Source organism: Bacillus sp. DU-106, assembly GCF_004799705.1.
In the GTDB taxonomy this organism is placed as follows: domain Bacteria; phylum Bacillota; class Bacilli; order Bacillales; family Bacillaceae_G; genus Bacillus_A; species Bacillus_A cereus.
The window spans coordinates 212656-225376 of sequence record NZ_CP026607.1; the positions used below are offsets into that span (position 1 = coordinate 212656).

A 12721-nucleotide genomic window follows, 5' to 3' on the forward strand; every position below is an offset into this window, starting at 1 on the left:
GTTCATTTAGTTCTTTTACAACTGCTTGTCCGTTCACTAATACCTCAAAGATTGCTTTTACGATTTCTTTCATCATGTTTGTTGCCTCCTTTTGTTTGTCTCGCTTGTTTACATCTTTATTGTATAGGGAGGCATCTTTTCGTACTATCGCTTTCCATTACGTGAACATAACAGTTTTGTAAGATTTGATGTCACTTATTGAAATGTTTAGTCTATCTTCATTATTTTCAGAAAAATGACTATTCAAACATGAAATTGGAAAGTATAATAAAGAAGTAAGTATTAAATTCCGTACGAAAGGGGTGAATGAGATGAAACGTTCTTTAGCTGCGCGTGCCAAATTTTTAGATTTTATTTATTTTTGTCGTGCGATTTTTCATGATGTAGTTGTTAACGGGATACGTATGCCCTTTTTTAACAATTGCATAGTGACTATTGAACGATAGAAATCTCTTCACCCATTTTTAATAAACGTGTGAAAAGGGAGCTATTTGGCTTCCTTTTTCTATGCCGAAAACCATGGGGAATGTTTCTTTCTCATGGTTTTTTATATTGAAAGGAGTACGGAAAATGACTATTTGTAGTGTAAATAATGTAATGAAATCTTTTGGTGGAAACATCATATTTGAAAATATATCGCTTGAAATAAAGAATGGTGAACGTGTTGGGTTAGTTGGTCGTAACGGTAGTGGGAAGACAACAATCTTTGGACTTCTAACGGGAAAGGAGAGTTTGGATGCAGGAGCCATCCATATGAAGAAAGGTACACGTATTGGTCATGTCGCACAAATTCCGAAGTTTGATGAGGTTATGACTGTATATGATGTATTGAGTTCTGCTTTTAAAGTAGAAAAGGAATTAGAAAAAGAAATGCATGCTTTAGAAAAAAATATGGTGGTGGAACAGGAACAATCTGCTTTGGAAAAGCTAATGGAGAGGTACGGAGTCATTCAAGAAAAATTTGCATTTCTCGGTGGTTATGAAATCGAGGCAAATATAATGAAGGTAGCAAATGGCTTACAAGTGACAGACTTATTTTCAAGAGTATTTACGGAATTAAGTGGAGGAGAACAGACGAAAGTAAGCCTTGCATATATGCTATTGCAGAAACCAGATTTACTTCTATTAGATGAACCAACAAATCATTTAGATTTATTTGCAGTTGAATGGTTAGAGCAATTTTTAAAAGAATACACTGGAACAGTTATAGTTATTTCACATGATCGCTATTTCCTTGATGAAGTTGTAACGAAAATTTTTGATTTGGAAGATGGAGAGATTCACGTGTACCATACGAATTATTCTCAGTTCGTTGAGGAGAAGGAAGAAAGATTACTTCAAGAGTTTCAAGCTTATCAGGAGCAACAAAAGAAAATAAAGAAAATGAAAGAAGCAATTAAGCGTCTACGTGAATGGGCAAATCAAGCGAACCCTCCGAATGAAGGATTGCATAAAAGAGCGAGAAATATGGAACGTGCGTTAGAACGTATAGAGAAATTAAAGAGGCCAATTTTAGAACGAAAACAGATGGGTCTTCAGTTTGAAGGGCAAGAGAGAAGCGGGAAAGATGTTGTTGTAATGAAAGAAGTGAGTAAAGGTTTTGCTGGACGACCTTTATTTGAACAAGCGAATTTACATGTTCGTTTTCAAGAGCGTGCGGCTATCGTTGGTCGTAATGGTACAGGAAAGACTACATTATTAAAACTACTATTAGAAGAAATAAATCCAGACGTTGGTGAAATTCGAATTGGTAGTAGTGTCAAAATTGGTTATTTATCACAGCATACGTATGGAAATGTGAAGAGTAATGTATTGGAAGCGTTTAGAGAGTATGTAGCTGTAACAGAAGGAGAAGCAAGACATATATTGGCTAAGTTTTTATTTTATGGTCCAGCAGTATTTAAGAAAGTAACGCAACTGAGCGGTGGAGAAAAAATGAGGTTAAGACTTGCGCAACTTATGTATCAAGACATCAATTTTCTAATTTTAGATGAGCCGACAAACCATCTTGATATTGAATCAAGGGAAGTTTTAGAGGAAGCCCTTGAGCAATATAATGGAACAATCCTAGCTGTTTCACATGATCGTTATTTTTTAAATAAGTTATTTGAAAAGACGTACTGGATTTATGAATGTAAATTATTTGAGTTTGCAGGAAACTATGCATGGGCTCGTCAAAAATGGGAAGAAAAGCTTGAGAAGCAAGTAATAAAGCAAAAACGCCAAGGGAGAAAGAGTGTTGAAATGGTTCCAGTAAAAGAGAAAAAAGCTAGGAATCTTGAAGAGATTGAAAATGAGTTAATGCATGTAGAAGAAGATATATATGCAATAGAATGTGAAATGGAACATGTAGCTGATGTTGAAAGACTTGAGAAATTATATGAGGAAAAAACGATGAAAGAGTTGTTACGAGCGAAGTTATATAGTGAGTTAGAGAATATTGTGGAGTAAAGAGTAGAAAGCCACTTCCTTTCAGTTTTGTTGGAGGAAGTGGCTTTTTCATAATGATATTTTGCTTTAAAGATTAAATGAAACGATGTGTTTCACGTGAAACAGTAATTTAGATAAATCCGTGTTCCTCAATTTGCATAGCTTGTGAAGCGTATGAAATGATAAGGTGAAAAATAAATGTCATTAGTGGCTTTTCAATAGGAGTAATCACAAAAACAAAGGCTAATTATTTCCCGAGAGATAAAGTGAGGGCTTTTACGGGCAGCCCGACCCCGACCTAACTTCTTTTGCTTTCGCTGAATTTTGAGGTGGGGTTCTTACTGCCCGGCAAATAGCGGGATAAATATGTATAAAAGAGACTAGTGAATGAAAACGAAAAGAGAGCAAAGTTACAGCTTTACGCGCTGAACCCTGCTCTCTTTTTGCGTGGCATCTTCTCTCGTTGAAATTATAATAGCGATCCCGAGCATGATAAAAAAAGCTAAAAAGAGGACGAACTTTGGGAAGAACGGGAATAGTAATAGCGCTCCGACTATCATAATTGTTAATAATACGTAGTGCAGGACGTATTGGAATAGGTTGTCCATATTTTCGCCCCCTTTTTGGTAATTGGTTATTAGTATTCTATGTTTCATGTTGAAGGAATAGAAGTAGATTTTTAAGTTTTTTAATACGAATTATAGCTGAGTTTTCTTAAAGTATAAATGTAGAGTGATAATTTTGGAAAAATTCTCAAAATATTTATTTAGAAAGAATTGACAAAACATAATGAACGATATAAGCTAATAACCATAAAGTCTACCGGAAAGGTCGGAATAAGATTGTTACCCCTCAAAAACGTCTATTTTTTTACGATTAAAACCGACTTTTCCGATTGGCTATAAATGTTGCTGTGGGAGGCATACATAAGGTAATTCGTTCAGAGGGTATAATCATAAAAAGTTAGGGTGGGGACAATGAAGAAAAAGACAAAAAAATGGGCTGGTGTATTTTCGGTATTAATGAGTAGTTCGCTTGTGTTGTCTGCTTGTGGGGGACAGGAGGACGCGGCTTCTACAGAGCCGGTTAAACAGCAGGATTTAAAAAATGTGAAAATTGAAAAGATCGCTGCGACAGATAAAACGAAAGTGCCAGACAAAGCGAAGAATAGAAAAGATACGTTAGTAGTTGGTATTAGTAAGCCAGGCGGCGTATTTTTGCCATACTTCCAACAAAATGGTTGGGATGGAAACGTAACTTCAGTTATTTTTGCATCTCTCGTATCAACCGATAAACAAGGGAAACCAATTCCAGAATTAGCTGAGAAGTGGGACGTTTCTTCTGATCAGTTAACATATACATTCCATTTACGTAAAGATTTGAAATTTAGTGATGGATCGCCATTAACGGCGGATGATGTAGCTTTCACATTGACGCTTTTACATGATAAGGCATATGAAGGTGAAGTAGATATCTCTCAATATGCGGTTAAAGGTGGTAAAGAATATAAGGAAGGAAAAGCAACTTCAATTGAAGGTATTCAAGTTGTTGATCCACAAACAATTAAAATTACAACTGAAAAAGTGAATTCACAAGCTATATTTGTTTTAGGAGGTACAGTACTATCAAAAGCTTATTATGGAAAAGATTATAAGCAAAATACAAGCTTAGATTACTTAAAAGATTTATATGGAAAGCCATTAGCTGCGGGTCCATATAAATTTGAAAAGTATATTCCAGGTCAAGAAGTTCGTTTTGTAGCAAACGAAAATTATTATGCGGGTAAACCAAAAATTCAAAACTTCATTTATAAAATTACTTCTGGTGATACGAAGCTTCAGTTATTCCAAACAGGAGAAGTTGACCATACTGGCTTAGGTACTGGTGATGAGGTTCTTGAACAGGCTAAGGCTTTAGAATTCGCCAATATCCAAATCGAAACAGCACCGTCATTTAGTTATATTTATATGAATAATAATAAGCCTTACTTAAAGGATAAAAAGGTTCGCCAAGCACTTATTTACGGATTAGACCGCAAAAAATATGTTGATACAGCGTTAAAAGGATACGGTACAGTAGCCAATGTACCAATTCATCCAACTTCTTGGGCTTATACGGAAGAAGGAGTTAATAAATACGAATACGATAAAGAAAAAGCGAAAAAATTATTAGATGAAGCAGGGTGGAAAGTTGGTTCGGATGGAATTCGTGAAAAAGATGGTCAAAAATTAAAACTTTCTTATTTCGGTCCAAGTTCGGCTAAAGATAGTGATTTATTAATTCCGATTGCGAAAGAGAATTATAAAGAAATAGGTGTAGAGTTTAATCCTGAATTTATGGACTTTAATACGATGCTTTCTAAGGTAAACAAAGGGGATTATGATTTAGCTTCTGTTTCGACACCGATTACAAGTGATCCGAGTGAAACAGCTGGTGAATATTTGTCTACTGCAAATGAAACTAGTCTTGGTTATAAGAATGCAAAAGTAGATGAGCTAATTCAAAAAGGTATTGAAACTGTAGATATCGAAAAGCGTAAACCTATTTATAAAGAATTGTATAAAGAATTAAGTGATGATCCACCAGTAATTCTATTAAACTACCGTAGAACAATTACTGGTTATAACGGGAATATAAAAGGAATTGATCCTGAAAAGTACAACAGTATTAGTGCAAACTTACCAGTATTATCATTTGAAAAATAACGATAAGAATGTATAAGTAGAAGACATTTTTTCATTCGGTTAGTAATGTGCCGCTTTGAAAAAATGTTCTTCTATTTTAAGCATAAGATTGGAGAGAAAAAGGGTGAAAACATATATTGTTCGTAGGTTGTTACAAATGATTCCTACACTGCTTGGTACATCAATTATTATCTTCGTCCTGTTCGCACTTCTTCCTGGGGATTATATTGATTCAAACCCGAAAATTACACCGGAAAGAGCAGCTGAACTGAGGGAGTTATATGGGTTGAACAAACCAATTGTTGAGCGTTATTTTCATTGGTTAGGTAATGCATTGCAAGGGGACTTTGGCTTCTCACTTCAATATCAAGAGCCTGTAACGTCATTATTAAATAAATTTATTTGGAATTCCTTTAGTGTAGCAATTATTGCATTGTTTTTTATTTGGCTAATTGCACTTATTATCGGTGTATTCTCGGCGACGAAGCAACATTCTTTATTCGATAAACTTGTAACAATCGGTGTTTTTGCAGCAATGTCATTCCCTTCATTCTTTATCGGTTTGTTTTTAATTAAGGTGTTTGCGGTTGACTTTAAGTTATTACCGATAGGTGGAATGATTGATGTTGGCAGTAATTCAACAGGATTTGCTTACGTGATAGAAGTTGCAAAACATATGATTTTACCAGTATTTATTTTGACACTTCTTGGGGTCGGCTCGCTAACTCGTTATTTTAGAACAAGTATGTTAGAGGTTGTAAGACAAGATTACATACGAACAGCAAGAGCGAAAGGTTTGAAGGAGAAGACGGTTATTTATAAGCATGCATTAAAAAATGCAATTTTACCGGCAATTACGTTATTAGCATTTGAATTACCTGGATTGTTTTCTGGGGCAATTATTATTGAACAAATTTTTAACTGGCCAGGGATTGGTAATATTCAATTAGAAGCATTAAATTTCCGTGACTATACAGTATTGATGGCATTTACGATGTTTCTTTCTTGTTTAACAATCGTTTCAAACTTTTTAGCAGATATCGTATATGCAGTTGTTGATCCAAGAATTCGGTTGAAGTAAGGGGGGAAAGAAATGGAGACTGTTACAGTAATTACAGAAAAAAAAGAAAAAAAGAGAAGAAATGAATCATCACCATGGCGACAAGCTTTTAAAAAGATAAAGAAAAATAAGATGGCACTTGTAGGGTTTTATGCATTAATTTTTATGTTTTTATTTTGTTTTATCGGTCCGTTCTTTTCTCCATATGCATCAGGAAAAATACAAGTTGCGCTCATTAACAAACCACCTAGTTTTTCTCATTGGCTTGGTACAGATCAATTAGGAAGAGATATTTTAACAAGGCTTATGCAAGCGGGACGTATTTCATTAACCATTGGTTTAGCTTCAATGGTTTTATCGGTTATACTTGGAGCTTTATTAGGAGCGATTGCAGGTTTTTATCGTGGTATTGTGGACAATATTATTATGCGACTTGCAGATATTTTAATGTCGATGCCAGGATTACCGTTACTTATTATAATGGGTGCGATTTTATCAGAGTGGAAAGTACCGTCTGATTATCGTTTGTATGTCATTATGATTATTTTAAGTTTAGTAGGTTGGCCAGGGCTTGCACGCCTTGTAAGAGGGCAAATTTTATCACTTAGGGAGCAAGCATTTATGCAAGCTGCGGATGTGTTAGGAATAAAAGATTACCGGAAAATTATATATCACTTAATACCTAATGTTTTACCCATTTTAATTGTCGTATCTACATTAGGTGTTGCAGGTTCTATTTTGGGAGAATCCGCACTAAGTTACTTAGGTCTCGGAGTCGTTCCACCTACACCATCATGGGGGAACATGATTAGCGCAGCTAACTCATTAATCGATTTCCAAAAGCGTCCATGGTTATGGATTCCGCCTGGTTTTGCAATCTTTATAACAGTTGTATCAATTAATTTACTTGGTGATGCACTTCGTGATGCATTAGATCCAAAGATGAGACGGTAGGTGAGGAGATATGAGTAAAGCGGTAATAGAGCTGAAAGATTTACAAACACACTTTCAGACAGAAGAAGGGACAGTAAAAGCTGTGAATCATGTTAGTTTTTCTGTTCGAGAAGGTGAAACTGTTTGTGTTGTAGGTGAATCTGGTTGCGGAAAAAGTGTAACGGCGTTATCTGTTATGGGACTTATTGCTGAATCAGGCAGTGTAGTAGGTGGAGATATTTTATATGAAGGAAAAAGTCTTTTAAGAATGAAAGAGAAAGAGCTTCGTAGTTTACGAGGGAATGATATTGCGATGATTTTCCAAGAACCGATGACATCGCTAAACCCCGTCTTCACTGTAGGAGAGCAAATTGTAGAAACGTTAAGGGAGCATGAATTACTTAGTAAAAATGAAGCATATAAGAAGGCAATTGAGTTAATTCGTAAAGTTGGCATAGCCCGCGCTGATGAAATCGTCCATTCTTATCCGCATGAACTGAGTGGCGGGATGTTACAACGTATTATGATTGCTGTTGCACTTAGTTGTAATCCTAAGTTATTAATTGCGGATGAACCAACAACAGCTCTTGATGTTACTATTCAGGCTCAAATATTGGATCTACTAAGACAAGTGAAAGAAGAATTTAAAACGTCGATTTTATTAATTACACATGACTTAGGTGTCGTAGCGGAAATGGCTGATTATGTTGTCGTTATGTATGGCGGGAAAGTTATTGAAGAAGCCCCAGTACTAGAGATATTCCAAAATCCAAAACATCCTTATACGAAAGGATTATTGAAATCAAAACCAGTAATGGGAAAACGAATAGATAAACTATATTCTATTCCAGGGCAAGTTCCGAATTTAGTTGGTTTAGGTGAGTTTTGCTACTTTAGTGGGCGTTGTGAGCATTGTATGGAAATATGTGGAAAAGAAGCCCCAAATCTAAATGTAAATGATGAAAATCATAAAGTAGCTTGCTGGCTATATGAGGAGCGTGCGGAACAATGATTGAACCATTATTAGAGGTGAAAAATCTAAAGACATATTTTCCAATTAAGGGTGGCGTATTTAGTAGAACAATTGGGCATGTAAAAGCGGTTGATGGAGTAAGTTTTACTATTAATAAAGGTGAAGTGTTTGGTCTCGTTGGCGAATCAGGGAGCGGAAAAACAACAATAGGAAAAACAATTTTACGCCTCGTTCAAAAAACGGAGGGAGAAGTGAAGTTTAAAGGGAAAGATGTTCATTCTTTATCCAAGGATGAATTAAGAAAACATCGCCCTAATATGCAGCTCGTTTTCCAAGATCCATTTAGCTCATTAAATCCGAGAATGAGAATTGGAGAAGCGCTTGGAGAGCCAATGTTGGCCCACGGATTAGCGACGAAAGAAAATGTTCGTGAAAAGGTAATTGAAGTATTGGAGTTATGTGGGTTAGCTCCTTATCATATTGACCGGTATCCCCATGAGTTTTCTGGTGGACAACGTCAGCGTATCGTAATCGCAAGAGCTATGGTATTAAATCCGGAATTTATTGTAGCTGATGAACCTGTGGCGGCACTAGATGTATCTATCCAAGCACAAATTATTAATTTATTTAGTGAGTTACAAGAGAAAAAGGGATTATCTTATTTATTCATTTCGCATGATTTAAGTGTAGTAGAACATTTATGTACGAAAATCGGAATTATGTATTTAGGTACGATTGTGGAGACAGCACCGCGTGATGAGTTATTTACCAATCCGCTACATCCTTATACGAAAGCATTGTTATCAGCTGTTCCAATACCAGATCCAACAGTGAAGCGAGAGCGAATTATACTAGAAGGGGATATTCCAAGTCCAGCAAATCCACCTTCGGGCTGTCGTTTTCATACACGTTGCCCATTTGCGACGGATGTTTGTAAAAAAATAGTACCAGAATTCCATAATGTTGGTGCAGAGCATTTTGTTGCTTGTCATCACGTATAAAAAAGGACTCTTTCAAATTGAAAGAGTCCTTTTTTTATTTAATAGATGAAGTTTGTTTCAATACAAATTGCTCGATTGCGTGAGCAACACCATGTTCATTGTTTGTTAGTGTTACAACATCACATAGCTTTTTTACATCTTCTTCAGCGTTGCCCATTGCAACAGATAAGCCTGCTACTTCTAACATCGGTACATCATTAAAATTATCACCAATAGCAACTGTATCTTCAATAGGGATATTAAAATGAGCTGCCATCTGCTGTATCCCGTTTCCTTTATGTCCATTCTTATCCATAATTTCTAAGTTAGTAGGAGCCGATGCTGTAACCATAATATCAGCATCTTCTTGTAATATACTTAATAGTTGTGCGCGATGCGCTGCATTAAACGTTAAAATGAAGAATTTAGATATTTCTAGTTCTTGGTTATTTACAACATCTTCTATTTTTTTGAAATCAGTAATTAGGTTCGATTTCTTTTGCTTTTCTGTAATTCGTTCAAGTTCCTCTAATGTAACATCAAGCGCATGCTTATTTTCTTCGAATGCTTGCATCACTTGATCTTGCCATGTATATGGAGAATAAACTCCTTTATTCGTATATAGCTTATATGGGAAACCTTCAGATTCTAGTAATTTTGCAAGTTTGTACACTTTGTCGTTTTGTATACAACGCGAGTTAATTACTTTTCCATCCACATAAACAATAGCCCCATTGCTTGCTCCGACTGGAAGAGATAATTTATATTCTTCCAATAGCTTTAAAGCATCCTCTTTCGCACGACCAGAACAGATCATTACAATATGACCAGCTTCTTGTGCAGTTTGGATTGCTTGTAGGTTTTCTTTGGAGATTTCAAGATTAGATGATAGTAGTGTACCATCCATATCTAATGCGATTAATTTCAAAATGACCACCTCTTTGTTTTTATTATACATAGTTATATAGAGGAAACATATAAACTTATCTTGGAAAGACGGTATTTTATCTCATATTAAAAGTAAGTAAAGATTAGATAGGTTTAGTGTCACTAAATAAACGATTTGTAACAAAAATAGAGAGGAATATGACTACATTTCACTTTATGACTGTAATGTTACACGAATGTTACAAACGTGAACTTAGTGAAAAACGCATTAAATAAAGGCTTTTGAGGATTATTATAAAAAAACGTAAAAAAAGTGTAATAAATTTTACGTAATTATATTGCAACGTAATAATAGTTATGTTACATTAATGTTACAAAAGTTACGTTATCAAATTTAATGTAACGTTAACATAAAAACTATGAAATAAACATTTCTTAGAAATTACATATAGATAACTTATAAAAAGGGAGGATAAATGATATGAAAGAGCAAGTATTACAAGTAACAAAAGGTGATTTCGTAGGATCAGCAAGTGGAGCGGTAGTATTAACAGCATTAATCGTATTTCTATCAAGCGTATTAGTATAATAGAAGCTTTGTAACAAAAGAAAAGGAAGGGAGAATGAAAGGTATGAAAGAGCAAGTATTACAAGTAACAAAAGGTGATTTCGTAGGATCAGCAAGTGGAGCGGTAGTATTAACAGCATTAATCGTATTTCTATCAAGCGTATTAGTATAATAGAAGCTTTGTAACAAAAGAAAAGGAAGGGAGAATGAAAGATATGAAAGAGCAAGTATTACAAGTAACAAAAGGTGACTTCGTAGGATCAGCAAGTGGAGCAGTAGTATTAACAGCGTTAATCGTATTTCTATCAAGTGTATTAGTATAATAGAAGCTTTGTAACAAAAGAAAAGGAAGGGAGAATGAAAGATATGAAAGAGCAAGTATTACAAGTAACAAAAGGTGACTTCGTAGGATCAGCAAGTGGAGCGGTAGTATTAACAGCATTAATCGTATTTTTATCAAGTGTATTAGTATAATAGAAGTTTTAAATCAAACAAAAAAGGAAGGAGAATGAGGGATATGAACAGTGAACAAGTGTTTCAAGTAACAAAAACAGATTTATTAGGATCCTTAGGTGGAGCGGTAATATTAACATCATTTATTCTATTCCTTGCAAATGTATTAGTATGAGATATATAAATACAATCATTCAAAAAAAATAAAGACTCTAACGTATTAGTAAGTAGTTAATATGTTGGAGTCTTTTTTATATTCTTCTTATATCCCCTCAAGTATTAAAGTTACCTCATTATCCAGCATGCATGGCTAATTAAATGTTGCGGTTGAAACTTGATTCAACGAATAATCAAAAATCCACTGAATAAAATCCCGCTTTATTTCAAAGAGAAAAAAGTCGAATTTTATATGTAAGAAAAAAAGAGGAATTTGACAGAAAAGATAGAAAATTTTAAAGGTCAGAATTTGTTAGCTTGCTAACTAATTTCTATTAATTAACGTTGGAAGCGTTTTCGGTTGGTTTTAAGTATGGACCATTTAATCTATTTACAGGGGGATGAAGATATTATGAAACAAAAATCTATGGATACGCTAGCTGCACAAATGGAGGACTTTTTTCCAGTACGTGATGTAGATCATTTGGAATTTTACGTAGGGAATGCAAAGCAATCGAGTTATTATCTTGCGAGAGCGTTCGGATTCAAAATTGTGGCTTACTCTGGATTAGAAACTGGAAACCGTGAAAAGGTATCTTATGTTCTTGTGCAAAAAAATATGCGTTTCGTTGTGTCTGGAGCTTTAAGTAGTGAAAATCGTATTGCAGAGTTTGTAAAGACTCATGGTGATGGCGTGAAGGATGTGGCACTACTTGTTGATGATGTTGATAAAGCATACTCAGAAGCAGTGAAACGTGGTGCCGTCGCAATTGCTCCACCGCAGGAATTAACAGATGAGGACGGTACATTGAAAAAAGCAGTTATTGGTACGTATGGTGATACAATTCATACGCTTGTAGAGCGTAAAAATTATAAAGGGGCATTTATGCCAGGATTCCAAAAGGTAGAATTTAATATTCCATTTGAAGAGTCTGGTTTAATTGCTGTTGATCATGTAGTTGGTAATGTTGAAAAAATGGAAGAGTGGGTTAGTTATTACGAGAATGTTATGGGCTTTAAACAAATGATTCATTTTGATGATGACGATATTAGTACAGAGTATTCGGCGTTAATGTCGAAAGTTATGACGAATGGAAGTCGTATTAAGTTTCCTATTAACGAACCAGCAGATGGAAAGAGAAAGTCACAAATTCAAGAGTATCTAGAATTCTATAATGGAGCTGGTGTACAACATCTTGCTTTATTAACAAGTGATATTGTTAAAACAGTTGAAGCGCTTCGTGCAAATGGGGTGGAGTTTTTAGATACACCTGATACTTATTATGATGAGTTAACTGCACGAGTTGGAAAAATCGATGAAGAAATTGATAAGTTAAAAGAATTAAAGATTTTAGTAGATCGTGATGATGAAGGTTACTTACTACAAATCTTTACGAAACCAATTGTAGATCGCCCGACTTTATTTATTGAAATCATTCAACGTAAAGGTTCTCGTGGATTTGGTGAAGGAAACTTTAAAGCGTTATTCGAATCAATTGAAAGAGAACAAGAGCGTCGCGGAAACTTATAAGATTTGTATCCACCAGCAAAAGTCCCTTTGCTGGTGGAAATTTCATTTTTATAAGGAGGAATCAG

Annotated in this window: 15 protein-coding genes; 13 read left to right on the forward strand and 2 right to left on the reverse strand. The window is 35.0% G+C overall.

The annotated features are described in order from the left end of the window. Positions 1-311 precede the first annotated feature (311 nt). Positions 312-446 (forward strand): RAxF-45 family protein, encoded by a 135-nt coding sequence (locus C3Y97_RS27985; protein ID WP_000830643.1) that lies wholly within the window; start codon positions 312-314, stop codon positions 444-446. A 73-nt stretch (positions 447-519) separates the two neighbouring features. Continuing rightward, positions 520-2451, forward strand: a complete 1932-nt coding sequence (gene abc-f, locus C3Y97_RS01235; RefSeq protein ID WP_136363728.1) for a ribosomal protection-like ABC-F family protein — start codon at positions 520-522, stop codon at positions 2449-2451. Between the two features lie 389 nt (positions 2452-2840). On the opposite strand, the gene C3Y97_RS01245 is transcribed toward abc-f, so the two are convergent. Then, positions 2841-3038 carry a hypothetical protein gene (locus C3Y97_RS01245; RefSeq protein WP_000369254.1) on the reverse strand — a complete coding sequence of 66 codons (198 nt, stop codon included), beginning with the start codon at positions 3036-3038 and terminating at the stop codon, positions 2841-2843. Between the two features lie 369 nt (positions 3039-3407). Between C3Y97_RS01245 and C3Y97_RS01250 the strand changes: the two genes are divergently transcribed. From C3Y97_RS01250 to C3Y97_RS01270, 5 genes are all read left to right on the forward strand, one after another. Beyond that, positions 3408-5135, forward strand: coding sequence for an ABC transporter substrate-binding protein (locus tag C3Y97_RS01250; RefSeq protein WP_000730692.1), 1728 nt, complete (start codon positions 3408-3410; stop codon positions 5133-5135). Between the two features lie 103 nt (positions 5136-5238). Then, the gene (locus C3Y97_RS01255; protein ID WP_000860748.1) at positions 5239-6195 is read left to right on the forward strand and encodes an ABC transporter permease; all 957 of its coding nucleotides are present in this window, start codon (positions 5239-5241) and stop codon (positions 6193-6195) included. Positions 6196-6207: 12 nt separating this feature from the next. After that, positions 6208-7128: an oligopeptide ABC transporter permease gene (gene opp4C / locus C3Y97_RS01260; RefSeq protein WP_000451077.1), complete on the forward strand. Its 921-nt coding sequence runs from the start codon at positions 6208-6210 to the stop codon at positions 7126-7128. Positions 7129-7138: 10 nt separating this feature from the next. Beyond that, positions 7139-8119, forward strand: a complete 981-nt coding sequence (locus tag C3Y97_RS01265) for an ABC transporter ATP-binding protein (RefSeq protein ID WP_000030739.1) — start codon at positions 7139-7141, stop codon at positions 8117-8119. Beyond that, the gene (locus tag C3Y97_RS01270) at positions 8116-9081 is read left to right on the forward strand and encodes an ABC transporter ATP-binding protein (protein ID WP_000572377.1); all 966 of its coding nucleotides are present in this window, start codon (positions 8116-8118) and stop codon (positions 9079-9081) included. The genes C3Y97_RS01265 and C3Y97_RS01270 overlap by 4 nt, the downstream gene beginning before the upstream one ends. Before the next feature lie 34 nt (positions 9082-9115). On the opposite strand, the gene C3Y97_RS01275 is transcribed toward C3Y97_RS01270, so the two are convergent. After that, the gene (locus C3Y97_RS01275) at positions 9116-9988 is read right to left on the reverse strand and encodes a Cof-type HAD-IIB family hydrolase (protein WP_000766420.1); all 873 of its coding nucleotides are present in this window, start codon (positions 9986-9988) and stop codon (positions 9116-9118) included. Between the two features lie 441 nt (positions 9989-10429). Here C3Y97_RS01275 and C3Y97_RS01280 point away from each other — a divergent pair, with 441 nt between their 5' ends. The 6 genes from C3Y97_RS01280 (at position 10430) to hppD (ending at position 12656) form a co-directional block, all read left to right on the forward strand. Beyond that, on the forward strand, positions 10430-10537 hold the full coding sequence (locus C3Y97_RS01280; protein ID WP_000664237.1) for a DUF3948 family protein: 108 nt from the start codon (positions 10430-10432) through the stop codon (positions 10535-10537). Between the two features lie 43 nt (positions 10538-10580). Next, positions 10581-10688: a DUF3948 family protein gene (locus tag C3Y97_RS01285; RefSeq protein WP_000664237.1), complete on the forward strand. Its 108-nt coding sequence runs from the start codon at positions 10581-10583 to the stop codon at positions 10686-10688. A 34-nt stretch (positions 10689-10722) separates the two neighbouring features. Beyond that, positions 10723-10839, forward strand: a complete 117-nt coding sequence (locus C3Y97_RS01290; protein WP_000654250.1) for a DUF3948 family protein — start codon at positions 10723-10725, stop codon at positions 10837-10839. Positions 10840-10873: 34 nt separating this feature from the next. After that, positions 10874-10990: a DUF3948 family protein gene (locus C3Y97_RS01295; RefSeq protein ID WP_000654250.1), complete on the forward strand. Its 117-nt coding sequence runs from the start codon at positions 10874-10876 to the stop codon at positions 10988-10990. 43 nt (positions 10991-11033) lie between these two features. After that, on the forward strand, positions 11034-11144 hold the full coding sequence (locus C3Y97_RS01300; RefSeq protein ID WP_001083690.1) for a DUF3948 family protein: 111 nt from the start codon (positions 11034-11036) through the stop codon (positions 11142-11144). A gap of 393 nt (positions 11145-11537) precedes the next feature. Further along, positions 11538-12656, forward strand: a complete 1119-nt coding sequence (hppD, locus tag C3Y97_RS01305) for a 4-hydroxyphenylpyruvate dioxygenase (protein ID WP_000810922.1) — start codon at positions 11538-11540, stop codon at positions 12654-12656. Positions 12657-12721 lie beyond the last annotated feature (65 nt).